The following is a 26,793-nucleotide window of genomic DNA, read 5'->3' as shown; positions in this document are numbered from 1 at the left end:
GGATCGGCGGGCATCGGAGGGGAAAGGGAGCACCGTGGCTGCGAGCGACAACGCCGAGAGCGACAAGATCAACGCCGGCGTCGAACCGTCGGTGAACGGCGCGAACTCCGAGCCGCCCGCCGGCTGGGTCCCGACCGCCACTGCAAAGGCGAAGGCCACCCGCTTCCGCTGGATCGCCGCGATCCTCTGGGCCGTGGCCATCATTGGAGAGGCCGTCGGCATCTTCTGGCTCCTGCGCCAGCGTGTGTTCGTCGGCGAAGACGGCACCCTCGTGCGCAACCCCGACACCGGCCTCCTGGAGGAGCACGGCGTCACCGCGACTTTCCCGCAGTGGGCGTTCATCACCCTCCTCGTGCTGCTCGTCGTGATCGCCGCGCTGTCGATCACCGGATCGGTGCTGTGGAAGAAGGCGAACCGCCTCGATCCCGCACGCAAGGCCGACAAGACACGGTTCTTCGTGCAGAACCAGCTCGGGGCGATCATCGCTATCGTCGCGTTCCTCCCTCTCGTCATCCTGATCTTCCTGAACAAGGACATGGACAAGGGACAGAAGACCACGGCCGGCATCGTCGGCGTCGCGCTCGCCGCTCTCGCGGTCTTCATCGGCGTGGACTTCGCCCCGCCGTCGGTCGAGCAGTACACCGCCGACCAGTCCGCGGTGATCCAGCTCCTCGGCAAGGACGAAGTCGTCTGGGTCGACGGCGGCAAGGTCTACCACGTGTGCGACGAGGTCTCCGCGATCCAGACCGGCAGCGAGATCCGCACCGGCACGACCGCAGAAGCCGTCGAAGCCGGCAAGATCCGGCTGACGCTCCAGTTCGCCTCCGAACTGCGTGCCTGCGACCTTCCCGTCCCGACGAACGACGAGGAGATCGCCGAGGCGCTGCGCGAGATCCAGGCGGGCCAGGTCGACACCGTCCTTCCGCAGCCGGTCTGGGCCGACCCCTCCGAAGCGCCGATCGTGGTCGAGGAGGCCCCGGCCGAGTGACGGACCCTCGGCGCTAGTCCGCGTCGAGCGCCTCCACGAGCCTTTCCTCGGCTGAGGAGAGGTGAGCTTCGAGAAGCCCAGCCGCACGTTGTCCATCCCCTGATGCGACCGCGTCGAGGATCTCGGCATGCTGGGCGGCGATCGCTGATGCGTCGAGCAGCCGTCGGCCCTGCACCTGCGCCATGCACAGCCGCACCTCGTCGAGGACGCTGAGATACATCCGGCCGGTGCGCTCGCTCTCGAGCGCGTCGATGAGCGCGGTGTGGAAGCGCAGGTCGGGGTCGACCGTCGCCGGGTCGGGTCCCGGAGGCATCCCGACGATCTCGGCGTTCGCGTCGACGGCCGCCTGCGGCACGGTCCTCGTCGTCGCGAGCTCACGCAGAGCGGCGCTCTCCAGACGTGCCCTCGTCCGATAGACGTCGCGCACGGTCTCGGGGTCGATCCCGACCACACGAGCACTCCGATGCGCAGTCCGCACCAGGAGTCCATTCGCGACGAGCTGTTCGATCGCAGCCTTCGCGCTGGGCCTCGCGACGCCGAAAGTCTGCGAGACCGCAGCTTCGGTGACGGGGGCGCCGGAACGGATCTCGCCGCTGAGGATGCGTCTGCGCAGCTGGGCGGTGACGGCGTCCACCACACCGATGATCCCGAGCGGCGCGTCCGAGGTCGTGGTCATGCGGTCAGCCTATCGAAGGCATCGCGAGTCGGTACACTTGTCTGACAATCTTTCGACGGAGTAGAGGAGCACCGTGACGACCACACTCGCCGAACCGCTCGATCCCGCCCTGCTGGGCTCGACGACGCAGGTTCACTCCCGCTCCATCGACCGCTTCGCCAGGGCGCACGATGCTTCGCACTACCTCCTGATCCCCGACGCGGTCCTCTCCCCTGCAGACGCCGAGGGCGTCGCGAACGCGTTCGGAGCCGTCCGCGCCGCCGGGCGCACCATGACTTTCCGATCCGGGGGTACGAGCCTCTCCGGGCAGAGCGTGAGCGGCGACATCCTCGTCGACACCCGCAGCAACTTCCGCGACATCCGTGTGGAGGATGACGGCGCCACGGTGCGCGTCGGCCCCGGCGCGACCGTGCGCCAGGTCAACACCAGACTCACCCGGTATCGCCGCAAGCTCGGCCCCGACCCCGCGAGCGAGATCGCCTGCACGATCGGCGGGGTCGTCGCGAACAACTCCAGCGGCATGGCGTGCGGAATCACCGAGAACTCCTACCAGACCATCGAGTCGATGACGATCGTGCTCCCGAGCGGCACGATCCTCGATACCGGCCGACCGGATGCGAACGAGCTGCTGCGCGCGGCAGAACCCGCGATCACCGACGGGCTCCTCTCCCTGCGGGCACGTCTGCTCGCCTCGCCCGAGCACGTCGCGTTCCTCCGCCAGCAGTTCTCGATGAAGAACACCATGGGGTACGGGCTCAACGCGCTGCTCGACTTCGACGACCCGGTACGTATCCTCGAACACCTCATCATCGGCTCCGAGGGCACGCTCGCCTTCGTCGCCGAGGCTCGCTTCCGCACGATCGAGGTTCGTCCGTCGATCGCGACAGGGCTGCTCGTGTTCGAGACCCTGTCGGCCGCGATGACCGCGCTTCCCGACCTGGCTCGCCTCGGCCTCGCCACGATCGAGCTGATGGATGCGGCATCTCTGCGCGTCGCACAGGGGCTGAGCGACGTTCCGGGCGCCATCGCCGAGATCGAGGTCCGGGGTCATGCCGCGCTCCTGGTCGAGGTCCATGCCGCCGATGCGGATGCGCTCGAGGAGGCGCGTTCGGCCGCACAGACGCACTTCGAAGCCCTGCCGCTGGCCGTCGCCCCGCGCCTCACCACTGATGCAGGCGAACGTGCCGCGCTGTGGCACGTTCGCAAGGGCCTCTACACCGCGGTCGCCGGCGCCCGCCCGTCGGGCACGACCGCTCTTCTCGAAGACATCGTGGTCCCCGTGCCGCGACTGCTGCACACCTGCGAGCGTCTGATCGAGCTGTTCGCCGAGCACGGCTACGAGGGCTCCGTCATCTTCGGGCACGCCAAAGACGGCAACGTCCACTTCCTGCTCAATGAGCGCTTCGACGACGCCGACAGCGTCGCGCGCTACCGGCGCTTCACCGACGACCTGGTCGAGCTCGTGCTGTCGCAGCAGGGGTCCCTCAAGGCCGAGCACGGCACCGGACGCATCATGGCACCGTTCGTGCGTCGTCAGTACGGCGACGAGCTCACCGACATGATGTGGGAGATCAAGAGCCTCTTCGACCCCGACGGCATCCTGAACCCGGGAGTGGTCCTCTCCGACGACCCCGACTCCTACCTGCACGACCTCAAGCGGGTGCCGACGGTCGAGAAGGAGGTCGACCGCTGCGTCGAGTGCGGCTACTGCGAACCGACCTGCCCGAGCAAGAGCATCACGCTCACCCCTCGACAGCGCATCGTCATCCGCCGCGACATGGCGTGGGCCGAGGAACAGGGCGACACCGAGCTGCTGCGAGACCTGCAGAAGGACTACGACTACGACGGCGTGCAGACCTGCGCGGTCGACGGCATGTGCGGCGTCGCATGCCCGGTCGACATCAACACCGGAGACCTCGTGCGCCGTCTTCGGGCGGAGCAGACGAATGCGGTCGAGGGCGCCGTGTGGGGCGCCGCCGCCAAGCACTGGGGCACGGTCACCCGCGCCGGAGGTGTCGCACTCACCGTCGCCGATGCCCTCCCCACTGCGCTCGTGCGTGGGGTGACACACGTCGGCCGCGCCGTCCTGGGCGCCGACACCGTGCCGCTCTACGACGGCGGGCTCCCCCATGGCGGTTCGAAGCCGCCGCGACCCGAATCACCGACCGATGCGCAGGCGGTCTTCTTCGGCGCCTGCATCGGCACGATGTTCGGCGCAGAAGCAGAGGGCCAGGGCTCTCGGGATGCGCTGAGCGCTCTGCTGGACCGTGCAGGCATCCCGGTCGTGATCCCGGAGGAGAACGGTGGCCTCTGCTGCGGCACGCCGTGGAAGTCGAAGGGCCATCTCGACGGCTATGCGCTCATGTCGGACCGGGTGCTCGACTCGCTCTGGGAGGCCAGCCGACACGGCGAGCTTCCCGTGGTGTGCGACGCCGCCTCGTGCACCGAGGGGCTCGACGTGATGCTCGCGCAGTCCGTCGCGAAGAATCCCCGCTACGCGGGGCTGCGGATCGAGGACGCGACGACCTTCGTGGCTCGCGAGGTGCTGCCGAAGCTGAGCGTGTCCGAGAAGCTCCCGACCGTCGCCGTGCATCCGACCTGCTCCACGACCGCGCTCGGGGCGACGGGAGCTCTCACCGCGATCGCCGAGGCCGTCGCGGACGACGTGTTCGTCCCGGAAGGCTGGGGCTGCTGTGCATTCGCCGGTGACCGCGGAATGCTGCATCCGGAGCTGACCGCCAGCGCGACCGCCCAGGAGTCCGCGGAGATCGCCGACGCCGAGAGCGAGCGCGGCGGTTTCGATGCGTTCGTCTCGGCCAACCGCACCTGCGAGATCGGTATGACGCGCGCCACCGGCCGGCCGTACCGCCACGTGATCGAAGTGCTCGAGGAACTCACCCGGCCCTGACGCACCGCACACACAGTGACGGCCCTCCCGAATCCGCTCGGGAGGGCCATCACGTCGTCGCGATCCGATCCGTCTCAGCCTGCGGAAAGGACCGCGACAGCCTCGCCGCGGAGCCCTGCGGGGATCACCACGACCGTGCTGTCGTCGACAGACCGCTCGACGATGCTGCCGTCGACCCAGCGCAGGTTCGACGCCAGGAGCTCGTCTGGCAGTTCGAGCGTTCCGACGCTCGGGTCGAGAGCGTGCACGTGCACGGTCGACCCCGTGGTCGTGTAGCGACGCGGGGCGCCGTTGCGCTCCCCCATCCGGATCCACGGACGCGTGCCGTAGATCGCGCCGCCGTTCGTCTGCAACCACGCACCCAGCTCGCGCATCGCACGCCGCTGCAGCTCCGGGATCGAGCCGTCGGCTGCGGGACCCACGTTGATCAGCAGATTGCCGTTCTTCGCCACGACGTCGACGAGCAGCCGGATCAGCGCCGCACCGGACAGCGAGTGCCGCTCGTCCTCGGCCTGGTTGAAGCCGAACGAGTAGCCGAGGCCGCGCGTCGACTCCCACGGCTCCGGGATGATCTCGGGGATGTCCGTGTACTCCCGCGTCAGGAAGCCGTAGTACGGCACACCCCAGCGGTCGTTGACCACGCCATCGGGCACTGCGTCGAAGTATCGCTCCAGGAGTGCGGCGACCGCGAACTCGTCCCCACCCTTGCCCCCATCAGGCCACTCGATGTCGTTCCACAGCACGTCCGGCGAGAATCGTGCGACGAGCTCGTCGAGCTGCGCGGCCGAGTACCGGGCGAAGTGGGCGTCATTGCGGCGGAAGCGGAACAGATCGGTGTCGGACTCGATCGGCGGGAAGTCGCTCACGTGCCAGTCGAGCGCTCCGGAGTAGTAGACGCCGAACTTCGCGCCCGCTCGACGGGTGGCGTCGTGGAACTCGGAGATCAGGTCACGGCGCGGGCCCCGAGCGGCCGCGTTGAAGCCGGTCGTTGCCGTGTCCCACAGGCAGAAGCCCTCGTGGTGCTTCGTGGTGGGGACGATGTACTTCGCGCCCGCGCCGACGAGCTCGCCGACGAACGCATCCGCGTCGAAGGACGTGGCATCCCACTGATCCGCCAGGTCCTCGTAAGAGGTGCCCGGTCCGAAGAGCTGCTGATGCCGCTCCCACGTCGGGCTGCCCGCGATCCGCACCGTGTTGCCGTACCACTCGGCGTACTGGTGCCAGGCATAGGCGTCTTCGGTGGGGATGTTCACACCTTCGCCGTGCTGCACCGCCCATGCCGGCACCGAGTAGAGCCCCCAGTGCACGAAGAAGCCGAGCTTCGCGTCGCGATACCAGTCGGGCACACCCTGCGTCGGATACACCGGAGCACTCGCCCCGAAGTCCGGACCCGTGCGCTTCTCGAAATTCATCATGCGTTCTGCTCCTCGGAGGCTCCGCGGCGGACGACCACCGCTGTCAGGTCGGGATCCCCGTCCAGGTCGAAGGGATAGACACCGGGCTGCAGGCGGTGATGCCCCAGACGCAGGAGGTCCTGGTCGACGCCGCCGGGTGTCAGAGCGAGGGTCCACCCCGCAGCGAGCTCGTACAGCTCGGGCTCGAGGTAGCCGATCTTCACCACGACGATGTCGGCGGTCGTGGGCTCGAGGCCCAGCATCCGGAAGTCCGAGAGGTGGTGGAACGGCTTACGGCGCTCCGTGATGATGGCGTGCAGCCCGCCCACTTCGATCACGACCTGTGTTCCCGCGTCCGAATCGCCCTCGGTGATGGAGAATACGGTCCCGGTGATCGCCACAGGGCCATGCGGGCCCGCGTCGACCCCGGCTCCGGCATCGAGTGTGACTGCGGCACCGACGCCGGCGGCGACCGCGTGCGCGACGGCCTCGCGATCGAAGATCGAAGCGACCAGGGTGGTCCGGCTACCGTCGGTGAGCTCCGGACGCTCGAGCAGGTGCGCGAGCGTCCAGGTCACATCGCCGGCCCCGCCGGCGGTCGGGTTGTCACCGGAGTCCGAGATCAGGTACGGATGTGGCGCGCCCGGAGCGAGGGCCTTCTCGAGTGCCTCGTCGAGCGAGCCGGTCTCGGCCACGAACACGAAGTCCTCACGAGCGTCCCAGAACATCCGCGCGACGCGCTCCGCCTCCTGCCCGATCAGGTTCTCGTCGTCTCCGGTCACCACGACGTACGCCTGGCACCGCGGCTCATCCGCCCACGCGTAGCCGATCCAGACCGAGGCGTCGACGACGCCGGGAAGCGCCTCGATGACGGGCAGCTCTGCGTAGATGCTGCGTGCGGGTTCGAGTCGCGTACTGGTCTTCTCGCCGGGCAGCAGCACCGGGACAGGCACCCACGCCGAGAAGGGGCGGCGACGCACCGGGTCGGTGCCGTACGGCCCTCGCAGCCGGGCGAGCAGGTTCCACACCGCACGCTCCTTGGTGTTCATCCAGTCCTCGTGCGGCGCCATCCGGTAGCAGGTCAGCAGATCGACCGCGTCGCGCAGCACCTCGGAGACGTTGCCGTGCAAGTCCATCGAGGTCGACACCAGGGTGTCCGGGCCGAGCGCCGCACGTACCGCGAGCGCGAGGTCGCCCTCGGCATCGTCCATCCCGACGACGCTCATCGCGCCGTGGATGTCGAAGAAGAACCCGTCGAACGGGCCGTGCTCGCGGATGCCCGCGACGATCGCGTCCTTCATCCGCCGATAGGTGTCTGGCGCCACGGCGCCTCCGGGCAGTGAGCGACCGTGCGTGAGCGGTACCCACTCGGCAGCGGCGGCGAGCTCACGCCCGTCATCGAGGAAGGGGTAGTACGCCCGCAGCGTCTCTCCGGTGCGGACCGTGAAGGCCTCGTCCCCGGAGATGTGCGGGGAGAACGTGCTCGACTCGATCGAGATCCCTGCGATGCCGATGCGGGGCCTCGAGAGCCCGCCGTCAGCGACGATCGGAAGAGGACCCATCCAGACCTCGTGGGCTTCGGGACGTGCGGTCACGTGATGTGCTCCTTGTCAGTGCGAGGGTCGAGCTCAGTGTGCGCCGGCCGGCACGAGGGCGCGGCGGGCGGTTTCGATGGCGCCGAGTGCGACGGCATCGGAACCGAGGACAGCGGGGATGATGCGCAGCGGAATGCCCGACACCGGCGAATCCGTGCGCAGAGTGCGGGTGATCGCCGGCGCGAGGAGATCCCAGGCCGCGGTCACTCCACCGCCGACGATCGCACACGGCAGATCGAGGATCGTGGCCGCGCTGGCACAGGCGAGTGCGAGCGCGCGACCGGCGGCGTCGAACACCGCGATCGCATCTGCGTCACCACTTCGGGCACGGTCCGCGACCTCCCTGGCATCGAGCACCTGACCCGCCGTGCGCTCCTGATAGCGCAGCGCGATCGAGGTGCCGGATGCGAGGGTCTCCAGGTGTCCGGTCTGCCCGCAGGTGCACACCAGGTCGCTGTAGCCGGGAGTGTGACCGATCTCCCCCGCCGCGCCGTGCGGGCCGTGGTGCAGCTCGCCGTCGATGATGAGAGCCCCGCCGACGCCCGTGCCGAGCATGACGCCGAGCACGTCGCGGTCTGTCCTGCCATCGGCCGCCGCCTCACCGAGGAGGAAGGCGTTCACGTCGTTCTCGACACGCACGGGAACCCCGAGTCGCGCTTCGAGCTCGTCCGCCAACGGAAAGCCCGCCCACCCGACGAAGGTCGCCGATGCCGCCCTGATCGTGCCGGTCTCGTGGTCGATGACCCCCGCTGCGCCGACCCCGGCTGCCGCGAGCGTCACGTCGGCTTCAGCGACGAGGGCGCGGACAAGACCTGCCGCCGCATCCGCCATCGCGCCTCCGCCGAGAGCGGCGGGAGCGGGAACACTCCCCCTTGCGAGCACCGAGCCCTCTTCGCTGACGAGGAGTGCGGCGATCTTGGTGCCGCCGATATCGATCCCGACCAGTCCCGCTCCGGGCCCCGAGGAGGCGTAGATGGGCATGGTGATCCCGTGTTCTTGACCGACCATGCTCAGCGTCCGCCCAGTCCTGCCATCGCGATGCCCTTGACGAGGTGCTTCTGCAGCACGATCACGAGAATCGTCGTCGGCACCATCGAGATGATCGCCGCGGCCATCTGCAGGTCCCACCGCGTGCCGGTGAGCCCGGCGAAGCTCGCAAGCCCCACCGGGAGCGTGCCGTGCGCGTTGTAGTCGACCGTCACGATCAACGGCCACAGGTAGCTGTTCCAGAAGGAGAGGAAGGTGAACACGGCCAGCACGGCCACCGCCGACTTCGACAGCGGCAGGATGATCTGCACGAACGAGCGCACGGGACCTGCGCCGTCGACGCGGGCCGCCTCTTCGAGCTCGTACGGGATGCCTCGGAAGAACTGGCGCATCAGGAACGTTCCGAACGCGCCGAACGCGAACGGCAGGATCAGCGCCTGGTAGGTGTCGACCCAGCTGAACCACTGCATCACCTGGAACATCGGGATCACGAGAACCTCGGCCGGCACCATGAGCGTCGCGAGGAACAGCACGAAGACCGCGTCGCGGCCTTTCCAGCGCAGGCGCCCGAAGGCGTATCCGGCCGTGGTCGAGACGACCAGCACGACGAGCGTGCCGCCGATCGCGACGATGAAGGAGTTCATGATGTAGGTCAGGAACGGACCGTACGCGAAGACGTCGACGAAGTTGCTCCACCGCAACTCCGACCCGATGAGGGCCGGCGGCATCGAGAACATCTCGGCGTTCGGCTTCAGCGCCGAGAAGAAGGCGTAGATCAACGGCGAGATGAAGATCAACGCTGCGACGTAGATGCCGACGTGCGCGAGGATCAGACGCACCCGCGCGGCCGGCGTCGTGGAGGCGCCGCGCGCGCGGTCGCGGTCGGAGCGGCCGGCACGACCCGTGGGGCGGACGAGGGTCTCAGTGCTCATAGTGCACCCACTTCTTCTGCGCGGCGAACTGGAGACCGGTGATCGCGATGATGATCGCGAACAGGATCCAGGCGGCTGCGGCGGCGAGGCCGAGATCACCGAAGGTGAATCCCTGCTCCCAGATGTACATGACGAGAGGCTTGGTCGCGTTGCCCGGTCCACCGCCGGTGAGCATCTGCGGCTGCACGAACACCTGCAGGGAGGTGATCATCGTCATGATGGTGGCGAAGAAGATCGAGGGCGAGATCATCGGGATGATGATGCTCCACACCCGCCGGAATCCTCGGGCACCATCGATGCTCGCAGCCTCGAGCACGCTCTCCGGCAGCTGCTCGAGAGCGGCGGAGAAGATCAACATGTTGTAGCCGAGTCCCTGCCAGACACTCATCACGACGACCATGATCATGGCCCACGACGGGTCGGCCAGGAAGTTCGGCAGCTCGATCCCGAACCAGGTCTGCGAGAGACCGTTGAAGAGTCCCTGCGGCTGCAGCATCATCTTCCACACCAGCACGTTGGCGACCATTGGGGTCACGACGGGGATGAAGAAGAGCACGCGCAGGGCGCCTCGTCCGCGGATGCGCGAGCTGAGGCCGAGGGCGAGCACGAGCGAGAGAGCGACGCTCAACGGCACGTAGAGCAGGGTGTACACCGCCGAGTTGCGCAGCGCCGGCCAGAAATCGGGGCTGCTGGTGAACAGCTTGATGTAGTTGTCCACCCCGTTGAAGGTCCGCTCGCCGAAGGTCGGCCAGTCGAAGACGCTCATCACGATCGAGAGCCCGACGGGCACGATCGTGAACACGGCGAGCCCGATCAGGGCTGGGCTTGCGAATCCCAGCGCCTGACCGGCCTCCACCTTGGCGAGCGATCGTCGACTTCTCGTCGTGATCGTCATCTCAGTTCTTTCTCTGTTGCTGCGTTACTGCTGCGGTGGCCGGAGCCGGGTCACTCGCCGAACTGCGCCTGCGCGTTCGAGAGCAGCTCTTCCATCGTCATCTGGCCGTTGTAGACGCTGACGAGGTTGGGCTGGATGTAGCTGTCGAGCTTCTGCCAGTTCTTCGTCATGTACAGCGGGACGGTGTCGGCGAACGCCGCCTCGAAGACGGACTGCACCTGGTCGCGGTACTGCTCGTCGATCGACTCGAAGTACAGCGGCTGCGAAGACGTGCGCGCGGGGTACGAACGGCCGGAGGAGGCGATGTAGTCCTGTGCGTCCTCACCCAGCAGCGACCCCATGACCTTGAGTGCGTCCTCGGGGTTCTTGCAGTTCGCCGAGATGCCGTATCCCGAGCCGAGGATCGGGCCGGGGTTTCCGTCGACACCCGCGGGCAGCGGGACCATGCCGGCGGCGAAGCCGGACTCGTTGTCGAGGTAGCTGACCGCGTTCCAGGTTCCATCGACCGCCATGGCGGCGTTGGCGCCGGTGTACTGGTTCTCGCCCCAGCCGGTGTCGGAGGCGGATGCCACGGGGGCGGCGACCTTCTTCTCGGTGACGAGCTCGGCGTACCAGGTCGAAGCATCGACGAAGGCCTTCTCGTCGATGTGCAGCGTGCCGTCCTCGGAAGCCGGCTGCGTCGCGGAGTACGCGATCGGCATCGACATCCACTGGTAACCGCCCATGCCCATGCCGAAACCGAACTTGCCGTCCTTCGTCGCGTCGGCCGCGATGGTGTCGAAGTCGTCGAAGGTCCAACCGATCTCGGGGGTGGCAGCGCCGGTCGCGGTCAGCATGTCCTGGTTGTAGTAGACGAGCATGGTGGCCACGTCGAACGGCACTCCGTAGGTCTTGCCCTCGAAGCTGAGGATGCCGTCGGCACTGGGGTTGAACTCGGCCCAGTCGATGCCGGCCGTCTTCAGGTCGGCGTCGCTCAGCTCGCGGAATCCGCCCGTGTAGCCGCCGAGCTGCGCGCCGCTCATTCCGGTGACGCAGGCCATGTTGCCGCTGGCCATGTTCGTGGTCAGCTTCGTGAAGAAGTCGCTCCACGGCGACGTCTGCAGCTTGATCTTGATGTCGGGGTTCTGTTCCTGCGCCAGAGCGACCTGAGCCTCGAGGGCATCGACGTCGGACTCACTCCCCGCCCACATGTCGACCACGATCGTGTCGCCGTCGGCGGAACCGCCCGTGCCGCTGCCGCTCGCGCAGCCGGTCATCGCGACTGCGACGCCTGCGACGGCGACCACAGCCCCTACACGCAACTTCTTCATTGAATGCCTCCTGGAAGGGAACTGGTTAGTTCGAGGCTCGAATTAACCTAGTAGGATTTCGTATGAAGTTACCGTTTCATACTTCGCAAGTGGCCGCAAGCCGAACATCCGATGTTTATCGGAGCTTGATAATTCGTAACTCCCGGGAAACACGACCATCCCCCGCTACGCTGACGATGCTCCGACCAGGAAAGTGCTCCCATGACCAACTCCGCTGACACCGCAGTCGACGATCCGCAGACGCGACGGATCCTCGACCTCGTCGCACGGGGCGAAGCCCGCTCCCGCTCAGAACTGGCCGCACTGCTCGGTGTGGCCGCATCGACGGTCGGACTCCGCGTTCAGGCGCTCCTCGATGCCGGCGTGCTCCGCGAAGCCGGAGACGGCACGTCACGCGGCGGGCGACGCCCACGGGTCCTCCAGATCGCCGCCGACGGCTTCGTGCTCACCGCCGACATCGGCGGCGGACATGCCCGGATCGGCAGGCACTCGCTCAGCGGCGCGCTCCTGGACAGCGAGTCGATCGCCGTCGACGTGACAGAAGGCCCGGAAGCCACACTCGACCGTCTCGCCGGGGTGTTCGACCGCCTCACGACCACGGGCAAGGTGCACGCGATCGGAGTGAGCCTCCCTGGACCCGTCGACATCGCGACAGGCTCCGTCGACCAGCCCTCACGGATGCCCGGGTGGCCCGGCTTCCGCGTCGGAGACCACCTCTCCGCGCGTTATGGCGTCCCCGTCGCGGTCGACAACGACGCCAACCTCGCCGCCCTCGGCGAGCACCGAGAACGGTTCGGGCACACAGGCCACAGCATCACGGTGAAGGCGGGAACCGCGATCGGCAGCGGAATCATCGTCGACGGCCGGGTGCATCGCGGGGCGACCTCTGCCGCCGGCGACATCACACACACCCGTATCGACGGGAGCGGAGACATCCCCTGCTCGTGCGGCAACACCGGCTGTCTCGAGACGGTGGCCAGCGGTGCGAGCCTCGTGCGCCAGATGCGCGACCGCGGTATCGAGACCGTGCACACGACGACCGACGTGCTCAGCCTCGCCCGCGACGCGGACCCCCTGGCCACGACGCTGGTCCGCACTGCCGGGACTCACCTCGGACAAGCGCTCTCCGGCGTGGTCAACTTCTTCAACCCGCACGCGGTGTTCCTGACCGGCAGCATGAGCGCGTCAGAACCGTTCATCGCGGCCGTCCGCAGCCGCGTGTACGAGGCATGCCACCCGCTCGCGACCCAGCGCCTGCAGATCGAGGCGGCGACCACCGGAGCCGACGCGATCCTGCACGGCGCCGCGCGCCTCGCGCTCGAGGGCATGGACATCCCCGTGGCGACGGCCTGATCCGCCGCCACGACTCGGATCAGTCCTCGATCAGCGTCAGCTCGATCACGGGGACCAGCACGTCGGGGCGGCGCACCGGCAGATGCACGGTCAGCGTCCCCTCCGCCTCGCCGGCCGGTGTCATCAGATCCGCCTCACGGTCGGGGTCGGACACACTCGTCTTGAGCCAGGACCCGTCGTTGAGCAGCCGCGCGTAGGAGACCTTTCCGGCGAGCTCCGGCAAATGCACGAAGCCCATCGGCCAGCTGAAGAGACTCAGGTAGAGGCGATTCCCACGTCGGGTGTACACGCCTTCACGCGGCGGCGTGAACGGAGCGTGCCCCGCGCCGACCACAGCACTGCGATGCAGGCGCATCCATTCGCCGATCTCCCCCAGCGTCTGCGCATCGCGCGGTGCGATCGCCCCGCGACCGTCCGGACCGATATTCAGCAGCATGTTGCCGCCCATCGACACCGAGTCGACCAGCATCTGCACGAGCAGCGTGGGCGACTTCTGGTCGGTGTTGTCACGGTGGTAACCCCAGGAGCCGTTGAGGGTCTGGCAGGCTTCCCAGATCAGTGGCACGCCGTCACGCACGATCGGCGCGGTCGGCTGGTACTGCTCGGGCGTGACGAAGTCGGCCGGGATGCCGAGACGATCGTTCACGAGCATGTCCGGCTGCAGCCCACGGCACAGGGCAAGCAGTGCGGTCGCGTCCCAGTCCTCCGGCCCCTTGCCGGCCCAGCCGTCCTTCTCCTCGGGATACGTGAAGTCGAAGAACAGGTAGTCGATGTCGCCGTACTCCGTGAGGAGCTCCCGCACCTGACCATGCAGATAAGCACGATATGCAGCCATGTCGCGCCCGACGTTCAGCTCGTGCGCGCCCTCGTCATCACGACGAGGATGATTCCAATCCACCGTGAAGTCCGGGTGATGCCAGTCGATCACCGAGTGGTAGAGCCCGACCTTGATCCCCTCGGCCCGGAGCGCATCGACGTATTCGCGCACGAGGTCGCGTCCTGTGTTCGCGACGGACGTGAAGTCGGTCAGCCTCGAGTCCCACAGGCAGAAGCCGTCGTGGTGCTTCGTCGTGAGCACCACGTATCCCATACCCGTCTCCTTCGCTGTGCGCGCGAGCGCAGCGGCGTCGAAGAGATCGGGGTCGAAGTGCTCGAAGTACTGCCGGTAGTCCTCGTCGGTGAGGCGCTCGTAGTTCTGCACCCATTCGTGCCGCGCGGCCCCGCTGTAGAGGCCGAAGTGGACGAACATGCCGAACCGGGCCTGATCAAACCATTCCTGTCGCATGGCTTCCATCCTGGCATAGACATCGGATGTTTAGGTCGCGCCAGAGCCCCGACAACGAAGAACGGGCGCCCCCGAGGGGACGCCCGTTGTTTCGAGAATCGAATCAGCGCGCTGCGCTGCCGTCGATGTAATCCTCGTCCTGCTGCTTCCAGGCGAAGAGCGAACGCAGCTCCTTGCCGGTGACCTCGATCGGGTGCTGCTCCTCCTTGGCGCGCAGCGCCAGGAACTCCTCCGCACCGTTGTCCTGGTCATCGATGAAGCGCTTCGCGAAGGCGCCGGACTGGATGTCGGCGAGCACGCCCTGCATGCTCTCCTTGACGCGCTCGTCGATGACGCGGGGACCGGAGACGTAGTCACCGAACTCGGCCGTGTCGGAGATCGACCAGCGCTGCTTGGCGATGCCGCCCTCCCACATCAGGTCGACGATGAGCTTGAGCTCGTGCAGCACCTCGAAGTAGGCGATCTGCGGCTGGTAGCCCGCCTCGGTCAGCGTCTCGAAGCCGGCCTGCACCAGGTGGCTCACGCCACCGCAGAGCACAGCCTGCTCGCCGAACAGGTCGGTCTCGGTCTCTTCGGTGAAGGTCGTCTTGATGACGCCGGCGCGGGTGCCGCCGATGGCCTTCGCGTACGAGAGCGCGAGGTCCCAGGCCTTGCCGGAAGCGTCCTGCTCGACGGCGATGATGTCCGGGATGCCGCGGCCTGCGACGAACTCGCGGCGGACCGTGTGACCCGGCGCCTTCGGGGCGACGAGGATGACGTCGACGCCCTCGGGAGCGTCGATGTAGCCGAAGCGGATGTTGAAGCCGTGTGCGAAGGCGAGCGTCTTGCCTGCCGTGAGGTTCGGCGCGATGGACTCGCTGTAGATGATGCGCTGGTGCTGGTCCGGCGCGAGGATCATGATCACGTCGGCCCACTCGGTGGCCTCGGCGACGGTCTTGACCGGGAAACCGGCCTCCTCGGCCTTGGCGGCGGACTTGGAGCCCTCCTTGAGGGCGATCGCGACCTCGACACCCGAGTCGCGCAGGTTCTGCGCGTGGGCGTGGCCCTGCGATCCGTAGCCGACGATCGCGACCTTCTTGCCCTGGATGAGGGACAGGTCTGCATCTGCGTCGTAGAAGATCTCGGTGCTCACTTTGTGTTTCTCCTTGTTCTTTGCGTTTCGTCTTGCTTCGCGTGCTCGGTGAGCGGCGAAAACTCGGTAGTCAGGTTGGTCAGCCGCGCAGGACGCGTTCGGTGATGCTCTTGCCGCCGCGGCCGATCGCGAGAAGGCCGGACTGCGCGATCTCCTTGATGCCGAAGGGCTCGAGTGCGCGCAGCATCGCATCGACCTTGCCCTTGTCGCCGGTCACCTCGATCACGAGCGCATCGGAGGCGTAGTCGACCACGGATGCGCGGAAGAGGTTCACCACCTCGATCACGTTCGAGCGCGTGGCGTTGTCGGTGCGCACCTTCACGAGCATGTGCTCGCGCTGCACCGAGGTGGCGAAGTCGAGCTCGACGATCTTGATCACGTTGATCAGCTTGTTCAGCTGCTTCGTGACCTGCTCGAGCGGGAGCTCATCCACGTCGACGACGACGGTGATACGGGAGATGCCCGGCACCTCCGTCACGCCGACGGCGAGGGAGTCGATGTTGAAGCCGCGACGGGCGAAGAGCCCCGCGACGCGGGTGAGAAGGCCGGGGGTGTTCTCCACCAGCAGGCTCAGCACGTGGGTCGACATGGCTCAGACCTCCTCATCGAATTCGGGCGCGTGTTCGCGGGCGTACTGCACGTAACTGTTGCTGACGCCCTGCGGCACCATCGGCCACACCATGGAGTCGGCACTCACGACGAAGTCGATCACGACGGGGCGGTCGTTCGTCTCGAGCGCGAGCTTGATGGCGGCGTCCACCTCTTCCTCCTTCTCCACGCGGATCGCAAGGCAGCCGTAGGCCTCGGCGAGCTTGACGAAGTCAGGGATGCGCACAGTGCCGTGCCCGGTGTTGAGGTCGGTGTTCGAGTGGCGACCGTCGTAGAACAGCGTCTGCCACTGGCGCACCATGCCCAGCGACGAGTTGTTGATGATCGCGACCTTGATCGGGATGTTGTTGATCGTGCAGGTCGCGAGTTCCTGGTTGGTCATCTGGAAGCAGCCGTCGCCGTCGATCGCCCAGACAGGACGATCCGGTTCGGCGACCTTCGCGCCCATCGCCGCGGGGACCGAGTATCCCATGGTGCCGGCACCACCGGAGTTCAGCCAGGCGTTGGGGCGCTCGTACTTGATGAACTGCGCAGCCCACATCTGGTGCTGCCCGACGCCGGAGGCGTAGATGCCCTCAGGCCCGGTGAGCTCACCGATCCGCTGGATCACGTACTGGGGGGCGAGGAGGCCGTCCGTCGTCGGCGCGTAGCCGAGCGGGAACTCGGTGCGCAGCCCGTCGAGGTACGACCACCACTCCTCGATGTCGGGCTTGGTGTCGGCGGTCGCGCCGCGGAAGGCCGCATCGAGGTCGGTGAGCACATCGCGCACGTCGCCGACGATCGGGACATCGGCGGTGCGGATCTTGGAGATCTCGGCAGGGTCGATGTCGACGTGAACGACCTTGGCGTTGGGGGCGAAGAGTGCCGCCTTGCCGGTCACGCGGTCGTCGAACCGGGCGCCGAGCGACACCAGGAGGTCGGCCTCCTGCAGCGCCAGCACGGCCGGGACCGTACCGTGCATCCCCGGCATGCCCAGGTGCTGCGGGTGCGAGTCGGGGAACGCGCCGCGGGCCATCAGCGTGGTGACCACCGGCGCACCCGTCGACTCAGCGAGCTCGAGGAGCTCGGCCGATGCCTTGCCGCGGATCACACCGCCGCCGACGTACAGAACCGGCTTCTTGGCTGTGGCGAGCAGTGCAGCAGCTGCCTGGATCTGCTTGCCGTGCGCCTTGGTCACCGGACGATAACCGGGAAGGTCGATCTTGGGCGGCCAGACGAAGGGCGCCATCGCCTGCTGAGCGTCCTTCGTGATGTCGACGAGAACCGGCCCGGGGCGACCCGTACCGGCGATCTCGTAGGCAGCAGCGATTGCAGCGGGGATGTCAGCGGCGTCCTTCACCAGGAACGAGTGCTTCGTGATCGGCATCGTGATGCCCACGATGTCGGCTTCCTGGAACGCGTCGGTTCCCATCAGCGTCGAGAACACCTGGCCGGTGATGGCCAGCATCGGCACCGAGTCCATGTATGCGTCGGCGATCGCGGTGACGAGGTTCGTGGCACCGGGGCCGGACGTCGCGATGCAGACACCCACCTTGCCGGATGCGGACGCGTAGCCCTCGGCCGCGTGGCCGGCACCCTGCTCATGCCGCACCAGGATATGGCGCAGGTCCACTGCATCCATCAGCGGGTCATAGACCGGGAGGATCGCTCCACCCGGAAGCCCGAACACGTCGGTCACACCCAGGAGCTCGAGCGAGCGGACGACGGCTTCGGCACCCGAGATCTCCGGGGCAGAGGATTGACGGGCGGGTGGCCTCGGCACGGCCGGGGCGGAATCAGCAGTCATGAGTTTCCTTCTGATGATCTGTGGAGGACGCCGGATGCCGGAGCGTCCGGATCAGCCGGTGGTCGCTCCCTCGGCGGCGGACCGCACGAGGCGCGAATACTTGGCAAGAACGCCTCGGGTGTAGCGCGGGGGAAGTGGCTCCCAGCCAGAGCGGCGGGAGGCGAGCTCAGCTTCGTCGACGAGTAGGTCGAGAGAGCGAGCTGCGATATCGACCCGTATCAGATCACCATCGCGCACGAAGGCGATAGGACCTGCGTCCACCGCTTCGGGTGCTATGTGGCCGATGCACAGGCCGGTTGTGCCGCCTGAGAATCGTCCGTCAGTCAAGAGTAGTACATCTTTTCCGAGCCCCGCGCCCTTGATGGCCGCGGTGATGGCGAGCATCTCGCGCATGCCGGGTCCGCCCTTGGGGCCTTCGTAGCGGATGACGATGACGGTGCCGGGTTCGATCTCACCGTCTGCGACGGCATCCATCGCTGCGCGCTCGCGCTCGAACACCCGAGCCGGGCCCTCGAAGACGGCGGCATCGAAGCCGGCGGTCTTGACGACCGCGCCCTCAGGAGCGAGCGATCCGTGCAGGATCGTGAGCCCGCCGGTCGCGTGGATCGGGTTGTCGAACGTGTGGATGACCTCGCCGTCGATCGGCTGCGGGTCAAGGTCCGCGAGGTTCTCGGCGAGCGTCTTACCCGTGACGGTGAGAGCATCGCCGTGAAGCAGGCCCTCGTCCAGCATCGCCTTCATGATGACCGGGATACCGCCGTGACGGTCGACGTCGTTCATGACGTACTTGCCGAAGGGCTTCATGTCGGCGACGTGCGGAACCTTGTCGCCGATGCGGTTGAAGTCGTGCAGGCTCAGCTCGACATCGGCCTCACGGGCGATCGCGAGCAGGTGCAGCACCACGTTCGTGGAGCCGCCGAGAGCCATCGCCAGCGCGATAGCGTTCTCGAACGCCTCCTTGGTGAGGATGTCGCGGGTCGTGATCCCCTGTCGCAGGAGATTGACCACTGCCTCGCCCGAGCGGTGGGCGAAGTAGTCGCGGCGGCGATCAGCCGCGGGAGGTGCTGCCGAGCCCGGGAGGCTGAGTCCGAGGGCCTCGGCGACCGACGCCATCGTGTTGGCCGTGTACATGCCGCCGCAGGCGCCTTCGCCGGGGGCGATGGCACACTCGATGCGCTTGAGGTCTTCCTCGCTCATGAGACCCGCGCGGCAGGCGCCGACGGCCTCGAACGAGTCGATGATCGTGACGTCCTTCTCCGTGCCGTCGGAGAGCTTGACCCAGCCGGGAGCGATCGATCCGGCGTACAGGAAGACGCTGGAGAGGTCGAGGCGGGCGCTGGCCATCAACATGCCGGGGATCGACTTGTCGCAGCCGGCGAGCAGGACGGAGCCGTCGAGTCGCTCGGCCATCATCACGGTCTCTACGGAGTCCGCGATGACCTCGCGCGAGACGAGCGAGAAGTGCATCCCCTCGTGGCCCATGGAGATGCCGTCCGAGACGGAGATCGTGCCGAACTGCAGCGGGTATCCCCCACCCGAATGCACGCCCTCCTTCGCGCCCTGCGCGAGCCGGTCGAGGCTCAGGTTGCAGGGAGTGATCTCGTTCCAGCTGGAGGCGATGCCGATCTGCGGTTTGTCCCAGTCCGCGTCGCCCATGCCGACGGCACGGAGCATGCCTCGGGAGGTCGTAGCCTCGATGCCGTCGGTGACGACGCGGCTGCGGGGCTTGATGTCGATGGGTGCGCTGCTGGAGGGATCATGCGAGGACATGACGGAAGTCTATTGCCGCGCAGAGGTACGTTCGTCCGCCAACGCCTCCAGAAGCGCGGCGATCTCTTGTGGAGTGTCCACACGCAGGGTCGCCACGCTCTCGCCCGGACCGACACGCACGCCGAGGTCGCCGGGCTGCAGCACTCGCATCGCATCCTCATCCGTCACGTCGTCGCCGGCGAACAGGATGCCGGTGGCGTCGAATCGCTCTCTGAGCGCCGACATCGCCGCGTCCTTGCCCTCGGTACGCGAGGAGAACTCCAGCACCCGATGCCCCGCACGCCGCCGCCAGTGCGGGAAGCGCTCGGCGACGAGTGCGTCGATCTCCGCGAAGACGCGCTCCTCGGTCTCTCGGTCGGCGCGTCGGGTGTGCACGCCCATCCCGAACGTCTTGGGCTCGAACTCGGCACCCTCGAAGCGCTCGATGATCGGCTTCGCAGCTGCCCAGAGCTCCTCGCGAGCGCCTTCCTCGGTGGCCTCGCCCGGGGCGTCGGCGTCGCCTTCTCCGGGGAACCAGTACTGAGCGCCGTGCGAGCCGGCGAGTGCGATCGCCGAGTCGTCGGTGTGCTCGGTGATCACCCTCAGGTCGTGCATGCTGCGTCCGGAGACGTAGGCGACGACCGTGTCGGGCAATGCCGCCAGCCGCTCGACCTGGGTGGCGACTTCCGGAAGTGCCCTCGCAGCCATCGGATCGGCGACCAGGGGTGAGGCGGTCCCATCGAAGTCGAGGGCCACCACCAACCGCGGCGTGGCGGCGAGCGTGGTCAGGTCGTCGTCGACTGTTCCGGGGGTCCAAGGGCGCGTCACAGATTTCTCCTATCGCAGGGGGGTGGTTCTCAGTATCGCGGCCGCGCGAGCGCTCAGCGGCCACGGACCTCGGAGAGGGCTGCCAGGAACGACGATGACCAGGCATCGACGTCGTTGTCCAGCACGCGTCGCCGAAGTGATCTCATTCGGCGCCCCTGCTCGGTCGGCGTCATCTCGACCGCCGTCATGATCGCGTCCTTGAGGCCCTCGATGTCGTGCGGGTTGACCCGCACCGCTTGCCGCAGTTCGTCGGCAGCTCCGGTGAACTCGCTGAGGACCAGTACACCGCGATCGTCGACGCGGGTCGCGACGTATTCCTTGGCGACGAGATTCATGCCGTCGCGCAAGGCGGTCACGAGCATCACGTCGGCAGCCAGGTACAGCGCGACCATCTCTTCGCGCGGGAACCCCTGGTGCAGATAGCGGATCGCGGAGTGCCCCATCGTGTCGGTGTCGCCGTTGATGCGGCTGACGGCGAGCTCGATTTCGTCCCGCAGGTGCACGTAGGCGTCGACGCGCTCCCTGCTGGGACTTGCGACCTGGACGAGGGTGACGTCTTCGACCTTCAGACGCCCTTCCGCGAGCAGTTCGCCGTAGGCCTTGATCCGGTGGCGAATGCCCTTGGTGTAGTCGAGCCGGTCGACCCCGAGCAGGATGCGCTTGGGGTTGCCGAGGCTCGCACGGATCTCGGCTGCGCGCGCGCGGACGTCTTCCCTCGCGGCGAGCTCGAGATACGGCGTGGTGTCGATGGAGATCGGGAACGCCCGCGCCATCGCCGTGCGCACTCCATCGCCATCGGGGACGGAGACGTGCGCGCCTTTGACCTCGTAGCGCAGTCGCCGCCGCACGGCGGTAAGGAAGTACGTGGCGTCCTGCGCACGCTGGAAGCCGATGACGTCGGCACCGAGCAGTCCGCGCAGCACCTGATCACGCCAGGGCAGCTGCGCGTACAGGCCGTGGGCGGGGAACGGGATGTGGTGGAAATACCCGATCGTGACGTCCGGACGCAGCTCCCGCACCATCTGCGGGACGAGCTGCAACTGGTAGTCATGCACCCAGACCGTGCCTTCGGGCGCTGCGGTGGCAGCCGCGGCCTCTGCGAAGCGGCGGTTCACTGTCACATACGCATCCCACCACTCTCGGTGGTACTGCGGCGGGGCGATGACGTCGTGGTACAGCGGCCAGATCGTGTCATTGGCGAAGCCCTCGTAGTACTCCGCGACCTCCTCGGCACTGAGTGCCACGGGGATCAGCCGGATCCCGCCCGCCTCGAACGGCTCGAGCTCGACGTCGGCTTGTCCTGCCCAGCCGACCCACGCGCCGTTGACATTGCGCATCATCGGTTCGAGGGCAGCGACCAGTCCACCTGGCGATGTCCGCCAGACCTCCTCGCCGTCAGGTCCTTCCACCCGGTCGACGGGCAGCCGGTTGGCGACGACGACGAAATCTGCAGCTGTCAAGTGGGACTCCTCACACCAGCGGTTGTATCCAACCTACCCAGGATGGTGAGATTCCGCCCCGGTCGTCAGGCGGCGACCGGCGAACGCCGCCGACCGTCGCCACTGAGCACCCAGTTCGCGACACCCGCCGCGAAGGCGATGAACGCCGCGACCATCGGCAGCAGAAGCGCAGCAGGCGTTCCGATGTTCTCGGCGATCTCACCCGCGACGGCGGCGCCGATCGACTGCCCGACCACGACGCCGGATCCCAGCATCGTCATCACGGTCGCCGAGCGTCCGCGCGGACTGCGCGCCGCGCCGAAGCTGTACTGCGTCACCAGAGTGGGGCCGATGCCGATGCCCATGATCGCCAGCGCGACCATCATCGTGCCGGGCGAGTCGACGAAGCCGAGCAGGAGCGTCCCTGCCAGCAGGATGCCGGAGAACACGAGCCAACGCGCACGCATAGAGAATGCCGGGGGAAGCCAGGCGACGCCGAGCGCGAGGATGGCAGAACCGACGCCCATCACGCCGTAGAGCAGGCCTGCCTGTTCGGGAGCGCCACGGTCTGCCATGAACGAGGTCAGCGCGGTGAGCATCGTGCCGAAGAAGATCCCGACGCCCAGGATGCCGAGGACCACGATCAGCAGCTGCGGACGGAACAGTTCCGACACGGCAGAAGGAGCCTTGCCGTCGGCATCACGGTCCTGGGACACATGACGCCCGCTGGGGTGCAGCGCGAACGCGCCGACGAAGACGACCGTCAGCACCGCGGCCCCCACCAGCGGCGCCCACGGGGCGAGCACGGATGCCAGGATGCCGACCAGGAAGGGGCCGAAGACGAACACGGTCTCGTCGGCCGCGGACTCATACGCCATCGTGCCCGAGACGGTCTTGTCCCGCCGCTCCGTCGGCATCCGCTCGCTGATGATGGTGACCAGACGCGAGCGCGAGAGCGGGGCGACCTGTGGGGCGGTCGCGCCGATGCCGACTGCGGCGAGCAGTACGAAGCCGTCGGCAGCTGTCCCGTAGACCACGAACGTGAAGAGCAGGAGCATCGCACCGTTCGCGAGCGCGAGCACGATGAGCACTCCTCGCTGGCCGAAGCGGTCTGCTGCTGCCCCCAGCAGCGGTCCGAAACACGCGGTGCCCAGTCCGACGGCCGCGGAGGTGAGTCCGCCGAGCGACAGGGATCCTCTGGCCGAGACGACCACGGTGAGGACCCCGACGACCATCATGGCGAACGGAAGCCGAGCGATGAAGGCGATGAGGAAGTAGGGAAGGCCTGCGAGCTGGAGAAGGCTCCGCTGGGCGGGTTGCTGCGATGTCGTTGCGGGTGTCATGGCTCTCGCGCGTCGAAGACGCGAAGTCGGGTGCCGCCGCTGTCCGTCGGAAAGCCGACGGCCGGTAGATACACGGTTGTGCGGCCGCGGCGAGCCGCGACACCGCCATGATAGCGCGCGCACCCGACCACTGGCAGGGAAACGGGCGGCCAGCGACGGGTCTAGTCTGGGCGGCACCCACCGCACGATGCGCTCCCCGAGGAGGACCCCGTTGCCCACCGTCCCGCAGGCCGCTGCCCCGTCCCTCGCCCTTCCCCCGCGGTCCCGACGCGTGGGAAGCGCCAAGACCTCGCCGGTCCGCGACCTTCTCGCACTGACCGAGCGCCCCGAGGTCATCTCCTTCGCCGGCGGCCTTCCGGCGCCTGAGCTGTTCGACCTCGAGGGGATCCGCATGGCGTTCGACGCGGCACTCGGCTCCCCCGGCGTGCTCCAGTACTCGACCTCGGAGGGGGACCCGATGCTGCGAGACGAGATCGCGAGGCGCTACTGCGCTGATGGGCTTCCCACGGAGCCGTCCGATCTGATCGTGACGACGGGATCGCAACAGGGCCTCGGACTCCTCGCGTCGACGCTGATCGATCCCGGTGACACGATCCTGGTCGAGGAACCCTGCTATCTGGCCGCTCTGCAGACTTTCGCCCTCGCCGGTGCCCGTGTGGTCGGTGTGCCCTACATCGGTGACGACCTCGACCTCGAGGCGCTGGAACAGCTCGCGGCCGAGCATGCCCCGAAATTCTTCTACACCGTGCCGACGTTCCAGAACCCGACGGGGCGCACCCACGGACTCGAAGCGCGCCGAGCGATCGCCACGATCGCCCAGCGTCGCGGGTTCCGCATCATCGAGGATGAGCCCTACCGTCAGCTGCGATACTCCGGTGACGCCCTGCCATCGCTGTCCGAGTTCGCGCCCGAGCATGTCATCAGCCTCGGCAGCTTCTCGAAGGTGATCGCGCCCGGCCTCCGCATCGGCTGGATCCGCACCACCGTCGACATCCGTTCCTCGGTCACGATCGCCAAGCAGGCCGCCGACCTGCACACCTCCACGATCGATCAGGCGGCGGCCGCCCACTACCTCGCCTCAGGCCGAGGCGAGCCTGCACTCGCACGCATCCGTGAGGCATACGCCGCACGTCGCGACGCGATGCTCGACGCCCTCTCCAGCGCCCTTCCCGAGGGGAGCACGTGGAATCGACCTGACGGCGGAATGTTCATCTGGGCACGACTGCCGGAGGGAATGGACGCCGCGTCCTCGCTCACGCGGGCCCTCACACGCGACGTCGCATTCGTTCCCGGCACATCGTTCTTCTCCGGCCGGGCCGACGAGCGAACGCTCCGCCTGTCGTTCACGACCTACTCCCCTGCCAGGATCAGGGAGGGCTTGTCAAGGCTCGGTACGACCTGGGGTGCGGGAAGGTAGCGTTAGGGAATGCGCTACCTCTTCAGCACCGGACTCATCGCGGCGATCTCGGCTGGGGTCTCCCTGCTGCGCGGCACTCGCGAGCAGCCCATCACCTGGCGCGCCGTGTTGTCCTGGGCGAGCTGGGGCATCACCATGGCTCTGGCCGTCGGCGCCGTCATCGACATGAACCGCGAGCGCCGCGGCGTGCTGGTCGATGCGGACTCCCCGCAGTCGGTCAAGAAGGCGAAGAAGGCTCAGCGGCTCCAGTTCCGCTCTCAGAAGGCCCTCGCCGACACGCAGGACCACGCCAAGGACCAGCGCTCCTGAATCCGGTGCGACTCAGCGGGTGAGGATGAGCGCCTCGCCCTGACCGCCTCCGCCACACAGTCCGACGGCTGCCGTCCCGCCACCTCGGCGAACGAGCTCGTGCGCGACGTGTACGACCAGTCTGTTGCCGGACGCGCCGATCGGGTGGCCGATCGCGATGCCTCCGCCATGGATGTTCACGATGCCCTCATCCAGACCGAGTTCGACCTCAGATCGTGCCACGACAGCGCCGAAGGCCTCGTTGATCTCGACCAGGTCGAGGTCCGACGGAGCGATGCCCTGCTTCTCACATGCGCGCTCGATCGCCCGAGCCGGCTGCGCCTGCAGGGAGTTGTCGGGTCCGGCGGTCTGGCCGCTCGCGCCGACCGTGACGAGCACGGGCCAGCCCTTGGCCTCAGCAGCGCGCCGCGTCGTGACGACCACTGCGGATGCCCCGTCGGAGATCGGCGAGGAGTTCCCGGCTGTGATCGAACCGCCCTCCACGAAGGCGGGACGAAGACCCGCGAGCGTCTCGACCGTGGTGTCGGGGCGCACTCCCTCGTCTTTGGTCACGCGCACCGGCTCGCCCCGACGTTGCGGAACATCGACGGCGATGATCTCTCCGTCGAACACTCCGGCCTCCTGCGCAGCGGCCGCACGCTGGTGCGACAGTGCGGCGACCCGGTCCTGCGCCCCCCTGGTGAGCTCAAAGCGTGCGTTGTGCCGCTCGGTGGACGCCCCCATGCTCTCCCGGTCGTAGGCATCGGTGAGCCCGTCGTACGCCATGTGGTCGAGCACTTCGACGCTCCCGTAGGTCCAGCCGTCGCGCGATCCCATGAGCAGGTGCGGTGCCCGCGTCATCGACTCCATCCCCGCGGCGACCACGACATCTGCATCGCCGGTGCGGATCATCCGTGCGGCGTCGATGATCGCTGTCAGGCCTGAGAGGCACACTTTGTTCACCGAGTGCGCGGGGACGTCCCAGCCGATGCCTGCGCCGATCGCCGCCTGGCGTGCCGCATTCTGCCCAGATCCCGCAGCGAGCACCTGACCGACGATGACGGCATCGACGTCCCCCGGGTCGATCGATGCCTGTTCCAGCGCGCCACGGATCGCGAAGGATCCGAGTTGAGGCGCGGTGAAGGAGGCCAGCTGTCCTTTGAGGCGCCCTTGCGGGGTGCGGGCAGCGGCGACGATGACGACGTCGTTCTCAGTCATGGTCATGGGTCCTTTCGGTGAGCAGGGCATCGGAGACGATGAGGGGCGGTCGGGTGGCGGCGATGATCTCCTCGACGGTGACCCCCGGTGCGGTCTCGACGAGCACGAGGCCATCGGGGGTGATGTCGATCACCGCCAGATCGGTGATGATCCGGTCGACAACGCCGCGCCCGGTCAGGGGCAGCGAGCACTCGTCGACGATCTTCGCCGATCCGTCCTTCGCCACGTGCTCCATGAGGACGATGACCCGGCCGGCGCCGTGCACGAGGTCCATGGCACCGCCTGGGCCCTTGACCATCTTGCCGGGGATCATCCAGTTCGCGAGGTCGCCCGTCGCAGAGACCTGCATGGCCCCGAGGATCGCAGCATCGATCTTGCCGCCACGGATCATCCCGAAGCTCATCGCCGAGTCGAAGAACGCAGCCCCTGGGAGCGTGGTGACCGTCTCCTTGCCCGCATTGATGAGGTCCGGGTCGACGGCATCCTCATGGGGATAGGGACCGACGCCGAGGATTCCGTTCTCCGATTGCAGGACGACAGTGATGTCGCTCGCCATGTGGTTCGGGACGAGCGTCGGCAGGCCGATGCCGAGGTTGACGTACGCGCCGTCCGCGAGCTCCGCAGCTGCACGAGCCGCCATCTGGTCTCGGGTGAGTGCCAT

22 protein-coding genes are annotated in these 26,793 nt (G+C 67.6%); 5 read left to right on the top strand and 17 right to left on the bottom strand.

Annotated elements, in window-relative coordinates:
- Positions 1-34 precede the first annotated feature (34 nt).
- Positions 35-988, top strand: a complete 954-nt coding sequence (locus tag ACIQTX_RS10770) for a hypothetical protein (protein WP_402972013.1) — start codon at positions 35-37, stop codon at positions 986-988.
- A gap of 13 nt (positions 989-1,001) precedes the next feature.
- Here the strand turns inward: ACIQTX_RS10770 and ACIQTX_RS10765 are convergent, their stop codons facing one another.
- Positions 1,002-1,664, bottom strand: coding sequence for a GntR family transcriptional regulator (locus ACIQTX_RS10765; RefSeq protein WP_402972011.1), 663 nt, complete (start codon positions 1,662-1,664; stop codon positions 1,002-1,004).
- A gap of 73 nt (positions 1,665-1,737) precedes the next feature.
- Between ACIQTX_RS10765 and ACIQTX_RS10760 the strand changes: the two genes are divergently transcribed.
- The gene (locus ACIQTX_RS10760; protein WP_402972009.1) at positions 1,738-4,572 is read left to right on the top strand and encodes an FAD-binding and (Fe-S)-binding domain-containing protein; all 2,835 of its coding nucleotides are present in this window, start codon (positions 1,738-1,740) and stop codon (positions 4,570-4,572) included.
- 74 nt (positions 4,573-4,646) lie between these two features.
- On the opposite strand, the gene ACIQTX_RS10755 is transcribed toward ACIQTX_RS10760, so the two are convergent.
- From ACIQTX_RS10755 to ACIQTX_RS10730, 6 genes are all read right to left on the bottom strand, one after another.
- Positions 4,647-5,987, bottom strand: a complete 1,341-nt coding sequence (locus ACIQTX_RS10755; protein ID WP_402972007.1) for an alpha-L-fucosidase — start codon at positions 5,985-5,987, stop codon at positions 4,647-4,649.
- Positions 5,984-7,528: a M81 family metallopeptidase gene (locus ACIQTX_RS10750; protein WP_402973030.1), complete on the bottom strand. Its 1,545-nt coding sequence runs from the start codon at positions 7,526-7,528 to the stop codon at positions 5,984-5,986. Before ACIQTX_RS10750 ends, ACIQTX_RS10755 begins: the two co-directional genes overlap by 4 nt.
- A gap of 66 nt (positions 7,529-7,594) precedes the next feature.
- Positions 7,595-8,542, bottom strand: coding sequence for an ROK family protein (locus ACIQTX_RS10745; protein WP_402972005.1), 948 nt, complete (start codon positions 8,540-8,542; stop codon positions 7,595-7,597).
- 29 nt (positions 8,543-8,571) lie between these two features.
- Complete coding sequence (locus tag ACIQTX_RS10740) at positions 8,572-9,480, bottom strand: carbohydrate ABC transporter permease (protein ID WP_402972003.1); 909 nt, start codon at positions 9,478-9,480, stop codon at positions 8,572-8,574.
- Positions 9,470-10,375 carry a carbohydrate ABC transporter permease gene (locus ACIQTX_RS10735; protein ID WP_402972001.1) on the bottom strand — a complete coding sequence of 302 codons (906 nt, stop codon included), beginning with the start codon at positions 10,373-10,375 and terminating at the stop codon, positions 9,470-9,472. The genes ACIQTX_RS10740 and ACIQTX_RS10735 overlap by 11 nt, the downstream gene beginning before the upstream one ends.
- A 50-nt stretch (positions 10,376-10,425) precedes the next feature.
- Positions 10,426-11,685 (bottom strand): ABC transporter substrate-binding protein, encoded by a 1,260-nt coding sequence (locus ACIQTX_RS10730; RefSeq protein WP_402971999.1) that lies wholly within the window; start codon positions 11,683-11,685, stop codon positions 10,426-10,428.
- 201 nt (positions 11,686-11,886) lie between these two features.
- On the opposite strand from ACIQTX_RS10730, the gene ACIQTX_RS10725 reads away from it, so the two are divergent.
- A complete protein-coding gene (locus ACIQTX_RS10725) occupies positions 11,887-13,038 on the top strand; it encodes an ROK family transcriptional regulator (RefSeq protein WP_105525516.1) in 1,152 nt (383 codons plus the stop codon).
- 19 nt (positions 13,039-13,057) lie between these two features.
- Here the strand turns inward: ACIQTX_RS10725 and ACIQTX_RS10720 are convergent, their stop codons facing one another.
- From ACIQTX_RS10720 to ACIQTX_RS10685, 8 genes are all read right to left on the bottom strand, one after another.
- The gene (locus ACIQTX_RS10720) at positions 13,058-14,332 is read right to left on the bottom strand and encodes an alpha-L-fucosidase (protein WP_402971997.1); all 1,275 of its coding nucleotides are present in this window, start codon (positions 14,330-14,332) and stop codon (positions 13,058-13,060) included.
- Between the two features lie 94 nt (positions 14,333-14,426).
- Entirely contained in the window at positions 14,427-15,455 is a 1,029-nt protein-coding gene (ilvC, locus tag ACIQTX_RS10715; protein WP_036274380.1) for a ketol-acid reductoisomerase, read from the bottom strand.
- Positions 15,456-15,534: 79 nt separating this feature from the next.
- Positions 15,535-16,044, bottom strand: coding sequence for an acetolactate synthase small subunit (ilvN, locus tag ACIQTX_RS10710; protein ID WP_017830816.1), 510 nt, complete (start codon positions 16,042-16,044; stop codon positions 15,535-15,537).
- 3 nt (positions 16,045-16,047) lie between these two features.
- Positions 16,048-17,850 (bottom strand): acetolactate synthase large subunit, encoded by a 1,803-nt coding sequence (locus ACIQTX_RS10705; RefSeq protein ID WP_105525518.1) that lies wholly within the window; start codon positions 17,848-17,850, stop codon positions 16,048-16,050.
- Between the two features lie 51 nt (positions 17,851-17,901).
- Positions 17,902-19,620: a dihydroxy-acid dehydratase gene (gene ilvD / locus ACIQTX_RS10700; protein WP_028502763.1), complete on the bottom strand. Its 1,719-nt coding sequence runs from the start codon at positions 19,618-19,620 to the stop codon at positions 17,902-17,904.
- Between the two features lie 9 nt (positions 19,621-19,629).
- On the bottom strand, positions 19,630-20,427 hold the full coding sequence (gene otsB / locus ACIQTX_RS10695; protein ID WP_105525519.1) for a trehalose-phosphatase: 798 nt from the start codon (positions 20,425-20,427) through the stop codon (positions 19,630-19,632).
- Between the two features lie 53 nt (positions 20,428-20,480).
- Complete coding sequence (locus ACIQTX_RS10690) at positions 20,481-21,887, bottom strand: trehalose-6-phosphate synthase (RefSeq protein ID WP_402971993.1); 1,407 nt, start codon at positions 21,885-21,887, stop codon at positions 20,481-20,483.
- Between the two features lie 65 nt (positions 21,888-21,952).
- A complete protein-coding gene (locus ACIQTX_RS10685; RefSeq protein ID WP_105525521.1) occupies positions 21,953-23,209 on the bottom strand; it encodes an MFS transporter in 1,257 nt (418 codons plus the stop codon).
- A 211-nt stretch (positions 23,210-23,420) separates the two neighbouring features.
- Here ACIQTX_RS10685 and ACIQTX_RS10680 point away from each other — a divergent pair, with 211 nt between their 5' ends.
- On the top strand, positions 23,421-24,626 hold the full coding sequence (locus ACIQTX_RS10680) for a PLP-dependent aminotransferase family protein (protein WP_402971990.1): 1,206 nt from the start codon (positions 23,421-23,423) through the stop codon (positions 24,624-24,626).
- A 9-nt stretch (positions 24,627-24,635) separates the two neighbouring features.
- On the top strand, positions 24,636-24,935 hold the full coding sequence (locus ACIQTX_RS10675; protein ID WP_028502768.1) for a hypothetical protein: 300 nt from the start codon (positions 24,636-24,638) through the stop codon (positions 24,933-24,935).
- A gap of 12 nt (positions 24,936-24,947) precedes the next feature.
- On the opposite strand, the gene ACIQTX_RS10670 is transcribed toward ACIQTX_RS10675, so the two are convergent.
- Positions 24,948-26,132, bottom strand: coding sequence for an acetyl-CoA C-acetyltransferase (locus tag ACIQTX_RS10670; RefSeq protein WP_402971988.1), 1,185 nt, complete (start codon positions 26,130-26,132; stop codon positions 24,948-24,950).
- Positions 26,125-26,793 (bottom strand): 3-oxoacid CoA-transferase subunit B, encoded by a 669-nt coding sequence (locus ACIQTX_RS10665; protein ID WP_402971986.1) that lies wholly within the window; start codon positions 26,791-26,793, stop codon positions 26,125-26,127. The genes ACIQTX_RS10670 and ACIQTX_RS10665 overlap by 8 nt, the downstream gene beginning before the upstream one ends.

It is taken from the genome of Microbacterium sp. NPDC090281 (genome assembly GCF_044769635.1).
Lineage (GTDB): Bacteria > Actinomycetota > Actinomycetes > Actinomycetales > Microbacteriaceae > Microbacterium.
The sequence above is the reverse complement of the archived record's forward strand: the minus strand, read 5'-3'. Positions and strand labels throughout refer to the sequence as shown.